The 16,439-nt window shown below is 63.5% G+C and carries 18 protein-coding genes; 9 read left to right on the top strand and 9 right to left on the bottom strand.

Annotated features, from left to right (window positions below):
* The first annotated feature begins 21 nt into the window (after window positions 1-21).
* A complete protein-coding gene (locus tag MON38_RS04915; protein WP_241935015.1) occupies window positions 22-294 on the top strand; it encodes a hypothetical protein in 273 nt (90 codons plus the stop codon).
* A gap of 94 nt (window positions 295-388) precedes the next feature.
* On the opposite strand, the gene MON38_RS04910 is transcribed toward MON38_RS04915, so the two are convergent.
* The 3 genes from MON38_RS04910 to MON38_RS04900 form a co-directional block, all read right to left on the bottom strand.
* On the bottom strand, window positions 389-892 hold the full coding sequence (locus MON38_RS04910) for a cold-shock protein (protein ID WP_241935014.1): 504 nt from the start codon (window positions 890-892) through the stop codon (window positions 389-391).
* 227 nt (window positions 893-1,119) lie between these two features.
* A complete protein-coding gene (rlmF, locus tag MON38_RS04905; protein ID WP_241935013.1) occupies window positions 1,120-2,109 on the bottom strand; it encodes a 23S rRNA (adenine(1618)-N(6))-methyltransferase RlmF in 990 nt (329 codons plus the stop codon).
* Window positions 2,110-2,239: 130 nt separating this feature from the next.
* Window positions 2,240-3,076 (bottom strand): hypothetical protein, encoded by an 837-nt coding sequence (locus MON38_RS04900; protein ID WP_241935012.1) that lies wholly within the window; start codon window positions 3,074-3,076, stop codon window positions 2,240-2,242.
* A gap of 79 nt (window positions 3,077-3,155) precedes the next feature.
* Between MON38_RS04900 and MON38_RS04895 the strand changes: the two genes are divergently transcribed.
* Together MON38_RS04895 and MON38_RS04890 are read left to right on the top strand one after the other, a co-directional pair.
* Window positions 3,156-3,644, top strand: coding sequence for a S41 family peptidase (locus MON38_RS04895; protein ID WP_241935011.1), 489 nt, complete (start codon window positions 3,156-3,158; stop codon window positions 3,642-3,644).
* 45 nt (window positions 3,645-3,689) lie between these two features.
* Complete coding sequence (locus MON38_RS04890) at window positions 3,690-4,439, top strand: S41 family peptidase (RefSeq protein ID WP_241935100.1); 750 nt, start codon at window positions 3,690-3,692, stop codon at window positions 4,437-4,439.
* 34 nt (window positions 4,440-4,473) lie between these two features.
* Here MON38_RS04890 and rluF read toward each other — a convergent pair whose 3' ends face one another.
* Window positions 4,474-5,580 carry a 23S rRNA pseudouridine(2604) synthase RluF gene (rluF, locus tag MON38_RS04885; protein WP_241935010.1) on the bottom strand — a complete coding sequence of 369 codons (1,107 nt, stop codon included), beginning with the start codon at window positions 5,578-5,580 and terminating at the stop codon, window positions 4,474-4,476.
* A gap of 281 nt (window positions 5,581-5,861) precedes the next feature.
* Between rluF and MON38_RS04880 the strand changes: the two genes are divergently transcribed.
* Both MON38_RS04880 and MON38_RS04875 read left to right on the top strand, forming a co-directional pair.
* A complete protein-coding gene (locus MON38_RS04880; RefSeq protein WP_241935009.1) occupies window positions 5,862-6,731 on the top strand; it encodes an SDR family oxidoreductase in 870 nt (289 codons plus the stop codon).
* A gap of 85 nt (window positions 6,732-6,816) precedes the next feature.
* Window positions 6,817-7,488: a hypothetical protein gene (locus MON38_RS04875; protein ID WP_241935008.1), complete on the top strand. Its 672-nt coding sequence runs from the start codon at window positions 6,817-6,819 to the stop codon at window positions 7,486-7,488.
* A 183-nt stretch (window positions 7,489-7,671) separates the two neighbouring features.
* Here the strand turns inward: MON38_RS04875 and MON38_RS04870 are convergent, their stop codons facing one another.
* Window positions 7,672-8,157 carry a DinB family protein gene (locus MON38_RS04870; RefSeq protein ID WP_241935007.1) on the bottom strand — a complete coding sequence of 162 codons (486 nt, stop codon included), beginning with the start codon at window positions 8,155-8,157 and terminating at the stop codon, window positions 7,672-7,674.
* A gap of 115 nt (window positions 8,158-8,272) precedes the next feature.
* Window positions 8,273-9,472, bottom strand: a complete 1,200-nt coding sequence (locus tag MON38_RS04865; RefSeq protein WP_241935006.1) for a phosphatase PAP2 family protein — start codon at window positions 9,470-9,472, stop codon at window positions 8,273-8,275.
* Window positions 9,473-9,721: 249 nt separating this feature from the next.
* Here MON38_RS04865 and MON38_RS04860 point away from each other — a divergent pair, with 249 nt between their 5' ends.
* From MON38_RS04860 to MON38_RS04850, 3 genes are all read left to right on the top strand, one after another.
* Complete coding sequence (locus tag MON38_RS04860) at window positions 9,722-11,185, top strand: aldehyde dehydrogenase family protein (RefSeq protein ID WP_241935005.1); 1,464 nt, start codon at window positions 9,722-9,724, stop codon at window positions 11,183-11,185.
* Window positions 11,186-11,255: 70 nt separating this feature from the next.
* Entirely contained in the window at window positions 11,256-11,951 is a 696-nt protein-coding gene (locus tag MON38_RS04855) for a hypothetical protein (protein WP_241935004.1), read from the top strand.
* Window positions 11,952-11,998: 47 nt separating this feature from the next.
* Window positions 11,999-12,622: a Uma2 family endonuclease gene (locus MON38_RS04850; RefSeq protein ID WP_241935003.1), complete on the top strand. Its 624-nt coding sequence runs from the start codon at window positions 11,999-12,001 to the stop codon at window positions 12,620-12,622.
* A 15-nt stretch (window positions 12,623-12,637) separates the two neighbouring features.
* Here the strand turns inward: MON38_RS04850 and MON38_RS04845 are convergent, their stop codons facing one another.
* The 3 genes from MON38_RS04845 to MON38_RS04835 all read right to left on the bottom strand — a co-directional run bounded on the left by MON38_RS04845 (window position 12,638) and on the right by MON38_RS04835 (window position 15,573).
* Complete coding sequence (locus tag MON38_RS04845; protein ID WP_241935002.1) at window positions 12,638-13,048, bottom strand: hypothetical protein; 411 nt, start codon at window positions 13,046-13,048, stop codon at window positions 12,638-12,640.
* A gap of 102 nt (window positions 13,049-13,150) precedes the next feature.
* Complete coding sequence (locus MON38_RS04840) at window positions 13,151-13,489, bottom strand: hypothetical protein (RefSeq protein ID WP_241935001.1); 339 nt, start codon at window positions 13,487-13,489, stop codon at window positions 13,151-13,153.
* Window positions 13,490-13,569: 80 nt separating this feature from the next.
* Window positions 13,570-15,573: an FAD-dependent oxidoreductase gene (locus MON38_RS04835; protein ID WP_241935000.1), complete on the bottom strand. Its 2,004-nt coding sequence runs from the start codon at window positions 15,571-15,573 to the stop codon at window positions 13,570-13,572.
* Between the two features lie 248 nt (window positions 15,574-15,821).
* Between MON38_RS04835 and MON38_RS04830 the strand changes: the two genes are divergently transcribed.
* Window positions 15,822-16,346, top strand: coding sequence for an acyl-CoA thioesterase (locus tag MON38_RS04830; protein ID WP_241934999.1), 525 nt, complete (start codon window positions 15,822-15,824; stop codon window positions 16,344-16,346).
* The last annotated feature ends 93 nt before the right edge of the window (window positions 16,347-16,439 follow it).

The raw sequence follows: 16,439 nt of genomic DNA, 5'->3' as shown, positions 1-16,439 counted from the left end.
TCATCCAACTCCAATGCTCCCATGAAAAAGACCAAGGACAAGACCAAAAAGAACAAAGCCGGCAAGAAGGCCACCCTGCTGGGCGGGGCCGCCAAGTCCATAAAGGGCCTGCGCAAGCGCAAGCTCAGCACCACCCAGAAGGTGTTGGGCGGGGCCGCCCTTCTGGCCCTGGGTGTGGGCTACCTGGCCAAGCGCCTCGGCGGCACCGACCTGCCCGCCCGCCCCGACGCCACCACCACTGCCGACATTGCCGGCGCCGAAAGCAACTTGGCGGCCATGGAAGTCGACGCCTAGCATCAGGCGAAGCAGCCCCGCGTAAAACCAGAAAAGCCCCGCCCCAGCTGCTGAAGCTGCGGGGCGGGGCTTTTTAGTGGGTGGCCGGGAGGGCTTACTCGGCGGCCGGAGCAGCGGGCGCAGCGGCTGGGGGCGGCGTAGCGCCGCCCATGCGCACGCGCACGGCGTTGGGACCTTTGGGGCCCATCTCGACTTCAAACGTCACCTTGTCGTTCTCGTTGATGGTGAGGCCGCCCAAGGCGTTGGCGTGCACAAAAATGCTTTCCTGCGTCTGCGAGTCGCGGATGAAGCCGTAGCCTTTCGACGAGTTGAAGAACGTGACGCTGCCGGTGCGCTGCGTGTCTTCGGGCTCGCGGTCTTCCTGCTTGGCCACGCTGATGCGGATGTCCTCGTCCTTAATGACGCGCTTCTTGGTGGGGTCGGGCGGGGTAGAGGTGATGTTGCCGTTTTCGTCAACGTAGGCAAACATTTCCTCTAAGGCCGCGCCGGATTTGGCGTTGGCCTGGCGCTCGGCTTTGCGCTCTTCCTTCTCGGTTTTCTTTTTCGCGCGCTTCTTCTCGTTGTCTTTCTTACCAAATGTCTCTTGAGACCTACCCATAGTTTGTTGTTGCTAAATCGTTGTGGCTGGCGGTTCTGGTGGCAAACACAGCCCCGCCAACGGAGTGGATTGCTACGAAGATACGCAATATATCAGGCCGCCCGTCAGGTTGGCCCCAAGGCTCGTTGAATAGACTGAAATTTGTCATTCCGACGCAGGCGGAATCGGAAGGGAAGTCCGACAATCGGTTTTACCCAGATTCCGCCTACGTCGGAATGACAAACTGCCTATTGGGCTGTGGACCAGCGGGTTTTGCGCCAGGCTTCGCGCTGCGCGGGCGTGAGGAATGTCCAGGCCACGAGGCGGCTTTTCTTCTGGCCCTGGGCCATTTCGATGGTTTTTACTTCGGTGGCCCCCGCCGTTTGCAGGGCGCGGTATACGCCGGGCAGCGTTTCTTTTTTCGACACCAGCGACGTGAACCAGTAGGCGGTGCGGGGCCGCCGGCCGCTTTCCTGCACCATGCGCCGGATGAAGCCGGCCTCGCCGCCCTCGCACCACAGCTCGTTGTTCTGGCCGCCGAAATTAAGGACTGGCCGCGCGCCGCGCCCGGTGCCCAGGCTGCTTGTTTTGCGCTGCGAGCCGGCCGCCGCGGCCGCCGCCGAAGCGTGGAATGGCGGGTTGCACATCGTGAGGTCGAACACTTCGCCGCTCTGAATCAGGCCATCAAAAATGCGGGTGCGGGCCGGTTGTAGGCGAGCTTCGATGGCGCCGGCCAGGCCGGGGTTGGCAGCTTCAATCTGCTGGGCGGCGCGTACGGCCGTGCCGTCCACATCGGAGCCCACGAAGTGCCAGCCGTAGGCGCGCCGGCCGATGATGGGGTAGATGCAATTGGCGCCCACGCCCACGTCGAGCACCGTGATTTCTTCGCCGGGCGGGAGCACGCCGCCGTTGCTTTCGGCCAGCAAATCGGCCAGGTAGTGCACGTAGTCGGCCCGGCCGGGGATGGGCGGGCACAGGTAGCCCTTCGGAATATCCCAGTGCTCGATTCCGTAGAAATGCTTCAGCAGCGCGCGGTTCAGGGCTTTCACGGCGGCCGGGTCGGCGAAATCAATCGAGAGGCTGCCGTAGGGGTTGGGCCGCACAAAAGGGGCCAGCGCCGGGCTTTCCTTGCTCAGCAGCGGGAAGTCGTAGGGCGCGCGGTGCGGGTTGCGCGGGTGCAGCTGGTCTTTTTCGGCCGGCGCGACGGAAGCGGCGGGCAGGGAGGCAGGTTTTTTCATTCAGAACCGTTTGCAGGTTGGTTTGCGAAATGTAGAGACGCGACACTTCGCGTCTCCTCGCGTGGAAATCGTTCGACGCCGAGACGCGAAGTGTCGCGTCTCTACATCCAGTATAGATAGTTAATATGCGCTACGAAGTTTTATACAGATACCAGCCCTCGCCCAACGGCCGCAGCACGATGAGCCCGTTGGGCGACATAGCCGGCAGGCTGGCCGCTTCGGGCTGATAGAGCAGGCCCACCGAACTGTTGGTTTTGCCGCCAATCACGAAGGCCAGGCAGCTGCCGCAGGCCGTGGCCCGGCGCGTGACGCGGCCCAAAAACAGCCGCCGCAGCAGCGCGTGCACGGCTGGGTCGGCGTTGGCGGCCTGCTCGGCGGCGGGCTCATTGGGGCCGAGCGCAGCGGCGAAGAATTTGCCGGCCTGCACCCGGCGCAGCAGCTTCTGGAAATCGGGACGGTGGCGCTGGAAGTGCGCGGCAATGTCGGCGTCGGCGCTGGTCCAGAGGCGCAGGTTGCCCACCGTGAAAGCGTGGCTGGCGTCGGGGTGCTTGCGGTCGTAGTCGGCAATTTCGGCCTTGGGCAGGCCGGTGAGCAGCGCCACCATGGGCGGCCCGAGGTGCGTCATGGCCAGCGAGCGGATGGCGCCCAGCTTCCAGCCCGTGCTGTCGTGCCGGAAGTGCAGGTAGAAGTCGCGCCGGCTGGCCGAGTCGCGCAGCTCCACGGCCACTACCGCCGTGGCCGAATCCTGCTGAATCAGCTCGCAGCGGCGGCCCTGGCGCACCGGAATCTGCTGGCCCAGGGTCTGCTTTTTGGCCTGGCCGGCCACTTCGCAACAGAGGTAATCCTTCATTTCGGGCCAGCCGATGGGGGCTACAAACTGCTCGGCAATTTGCAGGGGCGGCAGCGCGGGCGGGGACCAAAAGGCCCCGGTCAGCCACGGCAAAAGCAGCAGGAGTAGGTAATTCATTCAGAAGCTAACGGCAAAACAGCCGGCTTAAATTCCGGAATGCTGCGCAATATGCGCCCGATTCCCATTTCTTTACGCCATGCAAAAGTGGCATTCCCGGTATGTGCAATGGGTTCTGATTCTGGTGCTATCGGCTCCCGTGCTGGCGGCCGTAAAACCGCCGCTCACGCACCAGCAGTATCTGGAAGACTTCGACTTTTTCTGGGAAACCATCCGGGATAGCTACGGCTATTTCAACCAGAAGCAAACCGACTGGCCGCGCGTCCGCACCATCTACCGCGCCCAGGCCGATACCGTAAACAGTCGTCGGGCCTTCGTCCGTCTGCTCGGAAATGCGCTGGCCGAGCTCTACGACAACCACGCCAGTCTGGGCACCAACCGGCCCGATTCGCGCCGCCTCGTGCCCACGGGTACCGACGTGTGGGCCACGTTCGTGCAGGGACGCGCCGTGGTGCAGCAGGTGCGCGCCGGCTACGGGGCCGAGCGCGCGGGCCTGCGTCCCGGGGCCGTCATCGAAACCGTGAACGGTGTGCCCGTATCCGAAGCCATTCGGCCATTTCTGCCCTAAGCCCTGCGCGCACCCGACCCGGCAGCCCGCGATTTTGCCTTGGGTGTGCTGCTGGCCGGCGACCACCGCACCCCACGGGTGTGGACCGGGCAGACGGGTGGCCGCCCGTTCAGTACCCAGCCCGATGCGCCTACCTTGCTGCTCGAAACCAACCGCTACGCAACCCGGCTCGAAGTGCGCCGGCTGGACGCTGCCGGCCGCATCGGCTACCTGAAAATCAACAACAGCCTCGGCGATAATCGCCTGATTGCCCAATTCGACAGCGCCCTGACGAGCGTGCAAAACACCCAGAGCCTGGTGCTCGACCTGCGCGAAACGCCCAGTGGCGGCAACAGCACCGTGGCCCGCGCCATCATAGGCCGTTTCATCGAGCGCGAAGCCCCGTACCAGCGCCACGAGCTGCCCGGTGAGGAAGCCCAGACCGGCGTGCCCCGCCGCTGGCTGGAACTAGTAGCCCCGCGCGGCCCACGCTACGTGAAGCCGTTGGCGGTGCTGGTAGGCCGCTGGACCGGCAGCATGGGCGAGGGCCTGGCTATTGGGTTCGACGCGCTGGGCCGGGCCGCCGTGGTGGGCACCGAAATGGCGCAACTGCGCGGGGCCATCTATTCCTACAAATTACCGCATTCCGGCATCGGCTTCAACTTCCCCGTCGAGCGGCTATACCACGTCAATGGCCAGCCGCGCGAGGCGTACCGGCCAAAAGTGTACGTCGACCTGATGCAAACCAGCAAAACGTCTCCGCCCAGCGCCGACCCGGTGTTGCAGACGGCGCTGGCGGGGCTTAAGAAGCAATAGTTGCCGAAGGCATAGCCGCTCAGCGAAAGCCCGCCTAGCGACGCGGAGCCGGGCCTTTGCCGCGCCCGGCAGGCCGGCTGCCAGTGCCACCGCTTTTGGGGCGCGCCGAACCGCCGGCACTCTTCGGCCGCGCCGAACCACCCGTACCCGCGCTTTTGGGCCGGGAAGTTCCGCCCGCGCCGGGGCCTTTGGGCCGCGTACCGAGGCTGCCAGCACGGCTCGGGCCGGTCCCCGGGCCGGCTTTGGCCGGGCGCTTGCTGCCGGGCGTGGCTTTACCGCCGGCTGCGTCTTTCTCGGGGCGCGGACCCCACCAGCCGGTGCCCGAGGGGTTGAACATGGTGGGCGGGCCGGGCTTGCGCGGGCGCGGCTTGCCGGCCGGGGCCTTGCTGCTGCGGCGGCCACCCGAAGCTTCTTCGGTGCCGCTCGATTTGGCCACCATTTTCATGATGCCGGCCAGCTCGTCGGGCGTGAGTTCGCGCCAGTCGCCCACGGGCAGGCCTTTGAGGCTCACGTTCATGATGCGGACGCGTTCGAGCTTGAGGACTTCGTAGCCGAAGTGCTCCACCATGCGCCGAATCTGGCGGTTAAGGCCCTGCACCAGCGTGATGCGGAAGATGTAGGGCGTTTCCTTCTGAATGACGCACTTTTTCGTGACGGTGCCCAGCATGGGGATGCCGGCGGCCATTTCGTCTAGCATGCGGTCGGTAAGGATGCGGTCGACGGTCACCACGTACTCCTTTTCGTGCTGGTTGCCGGCCCGCAGAATCTTGTTCACGATGTCGCCGTCGCTGGTCAGGAAAATCAGGCCCGACGAATCCTTATCCAGCCGGCCGATGGGGAACACGCGGGCGGCGTGGTTCACGTAGTCCACAATGTTGCCGCGCACGCCGGGCTCGCTCGTGCTCGTGATGCCGACCGGTTTGTTGAAGGCCAGGTACACGGCGTCCTCCACTTGGCGCGGCTCCAGCTTGTGGCCGTTCACGCTCACGCGGTCGCGCGGGCCCACCTGGTCGCCAATCTGGGCGGGCTTGCCGTTCAGCGTCACGGCTCCTTCGGCAATGTAGCGGTCGGCCTCGCGGCGCGAGCACAGGCCGCTTTCGCTGATGAATTTGTTGAGACGAATGGAGGAGCTGGCAGGCATAAGGCGCGGCGAATGAAGAAAAAGAAAACGCTGAAACCGAAGCAACCCGGGACGCGGATGCCGCAAAGGTACGCCCGGGGTGTAGCGCGAAGGTGGCGTGCGGCGGTAGGGGCGGGGCTTGCCCCCGCCCGGGCGCTCGCACCGTTGCACTGATTCCGTCCGATGCGCACAAACGTCCGGGCGGGGGCAAGCCCCGCCCCTACATCATTGCGGAGTCCCGACAACCCCTGCCCGCCCCGCCCGTTAGCCCAGACAGCATTTCCAACCAATTATGATTACTGATGTCTGATAAACCCACGATTTTCCCGCCCCAGAGCCAGGACGCGGGCGCCGGCAAGCCCGGCCTCGAATACAAGATGACGCCCGAGCCCGAATACATCCGCGAAGGCTACAAGGGGGCCGACAAGCTCAAGGGCAAAGTGGCCCTCATCACCGGCGGCGACTCGGGCATTGGCCGGGCCGTGGCCGTGCACTTTGCTGTCGAAGGGGCCGACGTGGCCATCTGCTACTTCCCCACCGAGCAGCAGGATGCCGAAAAGGTGCAGGAACTGGTGCAGGCCCACGGCCGCCGCTGCCTGCTGCTGCCCGGCGACCTGAAATCGCCCGCTTTCTGCCAGGAAATTGTAGACCGTACGGTAGCCGAGCTGGGCGGCCTGAATATTCTCGTGAACAACGCGGCCGAGCAGAACTGGCACGATTCGCTCGAAGAAATCAAGGACGAGGAACTTGACAGCATCTTTAACCTGAACATCATCGCCCAGTTCCGCATTGCGCGGGCCGCCGTGAAGCACCTCAAGGAAGGAGACTCCATTATCAACACGGCTTCGGTGAACGGCTTCAAGGGCAACGAGATGCTGCTTGATTATACCTCGACCAAAGGCGCCATCACGGCCTTCACACGGGCACTGTCGTTGCAACTCATTAAGAAGGGCATTCGGGTGAACTCGGTGGCGCCCGGGCCCATCTGGACGCCGTTCATCACCGGCATCGGCCTGCTGAAGCTGCCGCTGTTTGGCCACGACGTGCCCATGGGCCGCGCCGGCCAGCCCTCGGAAGTGGCCCCGGCCTACGTGTTTCTGGCGTCGGAAGATGCCTCCTACTTCTCGGGCCAGACGCTGCACCCCAACGGCGGCTCGGTGGTAAATGCCTAGCGGCGATAACCCCGTAACAAGCCCCGCCGTATCAGGCCCTAAAAATGGCTGTATCGCCGTTTTACATTCCTTCAACACCCTGCACATGAACACCAAACTCCTCGGCCTGATGGCCGCCGCCGCGCTGGCTACCGCTTCCTGCACCCAGGATAAAAAAGTGGAAACCACCACGACCACCACGCCCGAAACCGTGACCACCACGACCACCACCACCGTGGATACCGTAGCCGTGCACGACGAAGCCCGCCGCCTTGCCGCCCGGATGGCCGAAGACCTGAAGCTGACCGACCCGGCCGTGGTGACTCGCATCGAGCGTACTTACTACACCCGCGGCCAGCGCCTCGGCGAAGCCAACAACCGCTACGTAAGCGACACCACCGGCCGCTATGCCACCCTGCGCCAGATTAACGACGATGCCGACAACGAAATCCGTACCGACCTCGGCAACGACACTTACTACAACACGTACTCGGCCAACCGCGCCAACTACGGCGACGGCCCTTACTCGCTGGCTCCCGCTACAGTAACCACCACGTCTTCCTCGACTACCACGGTGCGCCGGGGCAGCGTGGGCCAGGGCTCGGGCGTGAAAAAAGTGGACAACGAGAAAGACGGCGACCACAAAACCAAGTATATGAACGGCGCGAAAGTGAAGCGCGACGACGATGGCTCGGTGAAAATCAAGATGGCCGACGGCACGAAAGTGAAAATCGACGAAAACGGTAACCGTACCGTGAAGAAGGGCTTGTTTAAATAAGCATTCTTCTAAATAGTAAAAAGCCCGTTTCTGTTATCAGGAACGGGCTTTTTTGTGAGATGCAAATGGGCTGGTATCATGCTGTAGAGACGCGATACTTCGCGTCTCCTCGTTGAACGAGGCTTCTTGTATCATGCAAACGTCAAGACGCGAAGTGTCGCGTCTCTACATCGTGCAACTTGTTTAGTCGCCGTGGATAATCTGCCAGACGTGGTGCTCGAGGTGCAGCGCGTAGTCGCTGATGAGCCAGTGCAGGGTGGTGGGGTTGCCGTTGAGGGTGAGGTACTCGTGCTCGAGCAGGTGCGGCGGCAGGCGGTCGATGAGGTGCAGGATGAGGGTGTTCAAGCTGGTCCAGAGCGCGAGCAGGTCGGCGCAGGGCAGGTGCTGGTAGTCGGCCACGCGCACCCAGGCATCTTGGTCGTAGGGGCGCAGCTGGTGGGGCGGCGGCGCGAGGCAGGCCCCCACAATGCGGCGGTGGTTGTTCAGGGCCGAATCGATGAGGTGGCCCAGAATTTCCTTGCGGCTCCAGCGGCCGGGGCCGGGATGAATACTTAGCTCCAGCTCAGAACAGCCATTCCAGAAATCGGTCAACAAATCGAGCTGCTGACGCAGCTGGGCCTGGCTTTCGGCCAGGGGCGGGGTAGCAACGGTCGGGGAGTAGACGGCCATAACGGTAACGATAAGGCGGCACGGGCCGCGGGTTCCGGTGCACTCAGGATACTAATATAGCTTCCGAGCCGGATTTGTTATCAACGAAATCCACTATCCGGCGGATTTTGGTGATTTACAGCCGAATTGACCAGCTGGCCCCCGTAAACGGGCCGTAGGTGTAGGGCGCAAACTGGCCGCGCCGGAACCAGGGCTTGGGCCGCGGCATCACCCGAAAACCGGTACCATTGGCCGTGCTGCTGTCGGCCGGAGCTTCCACGCGGGTGCGGCCGTTGCGCACGGCAATTTTGGCGAAGGCATACCCCAGCGCGATGCCCACCGGGTAGTCGCTGGCCCAGTGCACGCCATTGTTCAGCATGGCATAGCCCAGCAGGCCCATCAGCGAGTAGCCCACGGGGCGCACGAAGCGGTATTCGGGGTAGTTTTCGGCGATGACCGTGACCGTGGCCATGGCCGTGGCCAGGTGGCCGGTGGGGAAGGCGTCGTAGTTGGGTACGTAGCTCTGGTAGGTGCTGTACGAAGGAAAGAAATTCCACTCGCCGCGGGGCTGCGTCGCCACGTAGGGGCTCTGGCGGCCGGTGAGGCGCTTCATGGTTTGCACCACCAAGCCGGTGCTGAAAATGGCTTCGCCGAGTTGGCTGGAGGTGCGCAGCGCGCGGTTGTCCTTCTTGATGCCGCCGTAAATCCAGAAGCTGCTGGCTACGGCCAGGTGCGTCCAGCCATCGCCGAGGTAGTAGAACGTGCTGTTGAGGTTGTCGGGCACGTTGAACTCGAACGGCAGGTTGGCCGAGCCGATGCGGAACGGAATGTACACCAGCGTTTTCTGGGTGCTGGCGGCTTTCAGGTTGATGGACCGCCCAAACCGCTGCGCGCCGTCCAGAATCACCTGGTCGAAAGCCCACAGGGCCACCGAGCCGGCCGCGATGCCCAGCAGCGTTTCTTTGTTTTTGGACTGAAACGCGAACTTCGGAAACTGCCCCAAATCGCGCGGAATGTGGTAGGCCCACTCGAAGGGCTTGGGCTTGTCGTAGTGCCACGTCACGCCCGGAGCCACGGTGTAGTCGGTGATGCGGCCGTTGGCGTCGCGCGGGTGGATGTGCGGCTCGGTTGCGATGCGGCCCGTAACCACTGCCTTGTGGGCAGCAATGGACCCGGCCATCGGCACAGCGGCGCGGGTGGTATCGGGAGGGGAGGCCGTGAAAATAGTATCGACAGCCGCGGGCGCGGCCAGGGCCGTACGGGCGCTGCTGATGATTAAACCTAAAAACAGCGGGGCAAACAGCCGCTGGGAGCGGCAAAGGGTAAAGAACGACACGTAACGGACAACTAATTAATAATGAGCACGCCGCGGGAATAAATGCGGCCGGCCGGGATAGCAACGGAATCAGCTAGCGAGGTCGAAATCTGCGAACAAGGCCGCAAAGGTAACACCAAGCTCGCGTAGCAGACCCATTGGGGTAACAAGCCGAGTGCGCAGACGGATGAGCGGCCGCAATGTTGTGCAAGCCGCGTATCTTTCTGGCAAGCCGTCTTTGGTGCCCGCTCTTTCCGCCCTTTCCCGCCCATGCAACCAACCGTTTTCACGCCTGCCGTCGCGCCCGCCGCCATGCCGGCTCCCGCGCCTAACCCGTTTCAGGCGCAGTTCGAAGCGGTGCGACAGCGCGCGCCGCAGCTGCGCAGCGAGGGCGTGGCCGAGCGCCGGGCCCGGCTGGCCAAGCTGTCCGACTGGCTGCACGCGCACCGGACGGACATTCAGCAGGCCCTGCTGGCCGATTTCCGCAAGCCCGCGACCGAGTCGGACCTCACCGAAATCTGGACTTCGCTGGTTGAGCTCAAGCACACGAGCAAGTACCTGAAAAAGTGGATGGCCCCGCGCGCAGTAGGCGCGAGCATGGCGCTGCTGGGCACCCGCTCGTGGGTGCAGGTCGAGCCCAAGGGCGTGGTGCTGATTATCTCGCCCTGGAACTACCCGTTTTACCTGGCCGTGGGCCCGCTCATTTCGGCCATCGCGGCCGGCAATGCCGTGGTCATCAAGCCCGCCGAGCAAACGCCGGCCACCTCGGCGCTGCTGCAAAAGCTGTGCGAAGACCTGTTCCGGCCCGACGAGGTGCTGCTGCTGCAGGGCGGCAAAGAAGTTGCCACCGACCTGCTGAAGCTGCCCTGGGACCATATTTTCTTCACCGGCAGCCCCGAAGTGGGCAAGATTGTGATGCGCGCCGCCGCCGAGCACCTCTGCGGCCTCACGCTGGAGCTGGGCGGCAAAAACCCCACCGTGGTGGACGAAACCGCCAACCTACGCGACGCGGCCGAGAAAATCGTGTGGGGCAAGTTCCTGAATAACGGTCAGACCTGCGTGGCCCCCGACTACCTGCTGGTACAGGAAAGCGTACAGCCGGCGCTGCTCACGGAGCTGAAAGCCGCCATCGAGCGGGCCTACAACCCCGGCGGCGCGGGCATCGAAGCGTCCGACTCGCTGGCCCGCATCGTGAACGAGCACCACTTCGCCCGCCTCGCTGGCCTGCTAGAGGATGCCCAGACCAAGGGTGCCACCGTGGCCGTGGGCGGGGTGGTCGACGCCAGCCAGAACTACATCGCGCCTACCATTCTCACTGACGTGCCGGCCGACGCTCGCGTGCTGGAGGAGGAGATTTTCGGCCCGCTGCTGCCCGTGCTCACCTTCAAAAACCTGAGCGAAACGGCTGCTTACGTGAACGCCCGCCTTAAGCCGTTGGCGCAGTACGTGTTCAGCACCAGCGCCGAAAACCGCCGCTACCTGCTCGACAACATCTCGGCCGGCGGCGCGGGGCTAAACGAAACCGTGCTGCATTTTGCGCACCCCGAGTTGCCCACTGGCGGCGTGGGCAACTCGGGGCTGGGCAAGGCCCACGGTCACGCGGGTTTCCTGGCGTTCAGCAACGAGAAGGGCGTGATGCGGCAGCGCGTGGGCTTCACCGGCATCAAGGCCATGTACCCGCCCTATACCGGCCGCGTGCAGAAACTGGTGGGGCTATTGGTGAAGTATTTGTAAATGACCTGCTGGACGCGGGGTGACGCTGAATACTAAGGTTACCTTTTCATCGGTTGCGGCATGAAATGCCATGAAAATCGATGGTCGGTTGCGCGTATTGGGATTAGGGTTTTGCAGCTCGTTGCTCGTGAGCTGCGACGGCGGCTGGGCCGTGACTTTTGCCGGGCCTTTTCCGGCGCAGGCGGCCGATATGGCGGAGTTTCCGGCCCGGCACCGCGGCGTGTACACGGCGGATGATTCTACCAGTTCGGTGTGCATCGGGCGCACGGCGGTTTGGGTGCAGGAGCTGGAAACGCAGCGCCACAGCCGGCACGAGTTCGACTCGCTCGGCTTCCGGCTTCGGGCCGACAGCACGTACCTGGCCGGCGGCAAGCTTCATTACCTGCACCAAATCGGCCGCGACTCAGTGCGCGACAGCTGGTTGCGCACCGACACGATTTTCACAATCGGCGACAGCTTCGGAACGGGGCATCTGCGCCGTTTTCAGGGCCGTTACTACCTAAGTATTTACGACGGCACGGCCGCGCACCGCGTTGATATGTGGGATGTCGAGCGGCTGGAAATAAAAGGCCGCCACCTGCTTCGGCAGCGGCTCGGCACCGATACGCTGCGCCTGCGGGCACTGGCCCCGGCCACCGTGCGCTACACCCGTTACGACGGCACTTCCTACTTTCAGATTGCGCCCGGCACGCCCGCCGAAACCCGCCGCGTGGGCCGCTACGCCGGGCTATGGGAAACCACGGGTGACTACGAGCGGCGGTACTGACCGCGGGTGCAAACTATCGACGGCGGCTTGTTCGCCCGGGTTTATCTTTGGAAATAATCATTCTGCCAAAGCCCATGGGCCAGCCCAACCAACAGCGTCGCTACACGCCCGAAGAATATTTCGCGCTGGAAGCCCAAAGTGAAGAGCGCCACGAGTATTTCGATGGCGAAATTTTCGCGATGGCCGGTGGTACCAAGTCGCACAATCTAATTAAAGGCAACATCATGGCGGGGGTGCGCCAGTCTGGTTGTCGGGCTTATGATGCGTCGGTACGCCTGGCGGTGCAGGACGACTTCCACTACACGTACCCCGATGTGGTGGTAACCTGCGACCCCGCCGACCGGCGCGACCCTTACCTCATTCGGCAGCCCGTGCTGATTATCGAAGTGCTGTCGCCCTCTACAGCCGACTACGACCGCAGCCGCAAGTTCACGCAGTACCAGAAAATTGCCTCCCTACGTCACTACATTCTGGTTTCGCAGACGGCCTGGGTGCTGGAGTGGTTCCGGCGCGACGAGGCCGGGCAGTGGATTTACACCGTGTTCAGCGACCCGGCCGATGTGCTGGAAATCCCGGAGTTAAGCTTGCGCCTGCCGCTGGCCGATGTGTACGACGACACCGACGTAGCCCCGCTGGCGCTGGTGGAGGAGCCAAGCGGCCCGCGCTGGTAGCCAGTGGGCCGGTCGTTATTGCTTCTGCTGCATGTCGGCGGCAATTTTCTGCTGTACTGATTTGGTTTGCAGAAGCTTAAATTTCTCGGGGCCAATCACGGCGCGTAGTTCCTTTTGCGAGTTGATGTTGATGCGCTTGAGCTCGGCCATGAGCTGCGGCGACTGCGCGGGCAGCTTCTCCTTGGCAGCGTTCGATTCTTTGAGCGTGCCGTTGAGCACGGTGCGGACGCGGGTGGTTTGGTCGGCAGTGAGTTTGAGCTCGGTGCTCATCACATCCGCCAGGTCGCGGGCGGCGGTGGGCGGCGCGGGCGAGCTTTCCGTGCGCACGGTTTCGACCACTGGGGTCGGCTTGTCGCGGTGAAAGATGGAGCAGCTGGCGGCGGTTACACTCAACGACAACCACAGGGCAAAACGAACTGGACGCATAGGAAGCGGGAATAGCAATATTGCAACCAGTACGGGAGAAGTTGCTGCCAGGTACAATCAGCGGCAAAAAACGCGGTCCACTACCTCGCGCCGGCCGACGGATTACGGCTTGGCCAACGAGCTGGGCGGCATGCGCAACAGCTGCCGCTCCACCTTATTGCGGCGGTTGCGGAATTTCTTGCTGCCATGCACCAAGCTGTCGAAACGGGCATCAATCTGTTGTTCGATACGCCAATAGGCCTCTTGGCGGGCGCGGCCTCGCAGCTGCTGACGGGCCGCCGCCCGTTGCTGAAGGCGGAGCACCACCAGCGCCCGCATGCGTTCGCGGTTTTCGGGCCGACTTTTATTTAGAAAGCCCCGCACGCCCCCGCCACAGTTGCCAAATAGCAGCACCGCCAGCAGCGGCAGCAACAGCAGGCAGGACAGCGGCGGGCGTTTCATAAAGGCGAATGTAGTGTGGACGCTGCGAGTCCGCGCATTGTCTGAGTCGTTGGCCCGGGCGCGGACTCGCAGCCTCCACGCTACACCGCTACCGCCTGCTTTTCCACGGCCCGGCTGGCTTTCATGCCTTGCGCCGTGAAGTGGGCCAGCGCCATAATGGTCAGCATGGGGTTCACGCCGCTGCAGGCCGGGAAGGCCGAGCCGTCAGCCACGAAGAGGTTCTGCACCTCCACGGTTTCGCCGTTGAGCTTGAGCGGGTGGGTGGCCGCGTCGCCACCCATGCGGCAGGTGCTCATCTGGTGGGCACTATAGAGGCCGAACTGGTTGGGCTTCCAGCTCAGGTGGGGCAGCTGGTCGAGCAGGGCGGCGTTGATAATCTGGCCGTTTTCGACTTTGAGCGTAGGCAGCGTGCCGTGGGGCAGGTAAATGGTGTGCGCCCCTGCGGCGGCGTGGATGTGGGCGGCGGCGCGCACGCCCTCCAGCATGTTGGCGCGGTCGAAGTCCGACAGCACGTAGTCAATCAGCGGCGCGCCGTTTTTGTCGATGGTCACCCGGCCACCCTCACGGTCGCGGGTGAGCACGATGAACGAGCCGAGGTGGCTGGCGTCGCGCATCATTTCGTGGTGCTGCTTGCCCGAGCGCCAGGGCAGCACCATGCTCAGCAGGCCGGGGTGGGTGGGGGGCGTTTCGAGCTTGGCCCCGAAGTTGGTGCCGTGCAGCTGGGTGTAGGTATCGTTCACCACGCTCATGCTGGGGCCGTGCCACGAGTCCATCTGCTGCGGGTAGCGGCCGGCCACAATCACGGTGGGGTGCAGGTGCAGGTGCTGGCCCAGGTGCGGGTGCTTCAGGCCCGAGCGCAGCAGCAGCGCCGGTGTCTGGATGGCCCCGCCGGCCACCACCACGCGCTTCGCCCGCACCGTGACGCGCACCTCGCGGCCGTCGGGCAGGCGGTGCACGGCTTCGGCGCCGGTGGCCCGGCCGTTGCTGATGGTTACGCGGTCGACTTTGGTATCGGCCAGAATGCGCGCGCCGTGCTCGAAGGCGGTGAGCAAGTACGTATTCAGCGTGCCTTGTTTGATGCCGTGGGCGTCGCCCAGTGTGGAGTAGCCCAGGCTGCGAAAGTGGGCGTCCGAATCGGTGAGTCCCTTTTCGTTGCGCGGAATCAGCTTCACTTCCTGGCCCAGCTTGGTCGAGCCGTCCCAGAGGGCTTGGTTCTGGCCGTTGTGGCGGGTGTAGTTGGTGTTCACCCCAATGGTGCGGGCCACAGCGTTGAGGCTTTCCTTGAATTCCAGCGTGGTGAAATGGGGCGCGTTGTGCTCGCGGGCCCATTCCTGCAGCACGTAGTCGGGGGTGCGGAAGGCGCCGGCCCAGTTCACCGTGGTTCCTCCCCCCAGGCACGAGCCGGCCAGAATGCCGATGCTGCCATCTTGGGTGCAGAGGGTGCCTTTGGTATCGTAGAGCGTGCCCAGCATGTCCACTTCGCGCTGGGTGAAGTCGCAGCCGTGGCAGTAGGGGCCCTTTTCGATGACCAATACATCAAACCCAGCCTCGGCCAGCTCGCCGGCCACCACGCCGCCGCCCGCGCCCGAGCCAATTACCAGCACGTCGCACTCGTAAGTGGTGTCGGCATCAGGTTTCAGGGTTTGGATGGGCTTGGGCGTATCCACGGGCCGCTCGTCGGGGCCGGGGTAGCCGAAGTGGCCCCAGGCGGCCGGCAGTTCGCTCATGCTGCCGCCGTAGTAGAGCAGCGTGCACAGCTTGCGCAGCGCCTGGAAGCCCTTGCGCAGCTGCGGCACGTTGCTGGCGGCCCAGCTTTGTAGCAGCTGCTCGCGCTGCGCGGCATCGAGCTTGCGGAAGGGTTTCAGCGGCCCGAACCACGTGAGGCCCAGCAGCGGCTTCTCTAGCAAATCGAGCAGCTGGCTGAATTCGGTTTGCGCGCCCTCGGGCTGCTCTCGAATGGCCTCCTGCAATTTATCCAAGTTGAGGCCGGCCGAACCGGCCGGAATGCCCTCGGCGAGGGCAGGAACGAAGGTGTCGGCTAAAGCTAAAAGAACGGCGGAGCGGGCGGGCGTAAGCGAGAACATGCGGCGGGAATTTTGGGTGGTAAAAGGTAAGGGTTTTTCCGCAAAGTGTTAGGCGTGCCGAGTAGTTTTTGAGTGCATAGATGAAATGAAGAGAGAAAGAGAACGTCATGCAGAGCGCAGCGAAGCATCTCGCGTGCTTTAATTACTTCCTGTCGATTGGATTGCATTGCGCACGCGAGATGCTTCGCTGCGCTCTGCATGACGTTCAACTTGTCGACCTTTGCCTTCCCAAAACCACCTTGCTCCCCATGCCCAAGCTCATCCAAACGCCCGAAACCACCTACCGCGTCCATTTCCAGGATTGCGACATGCTGGGCCACCTCAACAACGCGCGCTACTTCGACTACTTCCTGAACGCCCGCGAAGACCACACCACCGAGCATTATCAGCTGAACATGGGCGAAATAGCCCGCGAGCAAAAGGCCGGCTGGGTCATCACCAAGCACCACATCAGCTACCTAAAGGCGGCGCGGCAGGGCGCGACAGTGCGCATCCTCAGCCAGCTTATCCACTTCGACAACTCCAACCTAGTGCTCGAAATGCAGATGCGCAGCGAGGATGGCCTGCGCCTGCTGGCCCTGCTCTGGTCGGAAATGACCTTTGTGAGCATGCCCGCCGGCACCCGCACCGACCACGGCAACGCCATGATGGACCTGCTCGAACAGCTCGACGTGGACACGGTGGACTACGACCCCGACGGCTTCGACGAGCGCGTGAAAGAGGTGCGCCAGCAGCTGAAGAAGCGGCGGCGCGAGGCGGGCGTGGCGGAGTAGGCACCGTGAGGCGAGCAGGTTTGTCATTGCGAGCGCAGCGAAGCAATCCATCCTGTTCGCAGCGACCAGCCCACTGATGTGACAAAGCCCCGG

Source organism: Hymenobacter cyanobacteriorum, assembly GCF_022631375.1.
Lineage (GTDB): Bacteria > Bacteroidota > Bacteroidia > Cytophagales > Hymenobacteraceae > Hymenobacter > Hymenobacter cyanobacteriorum.
This window is presented reverse-complemented; position numbering and strand designations above follow the sequence as displayed.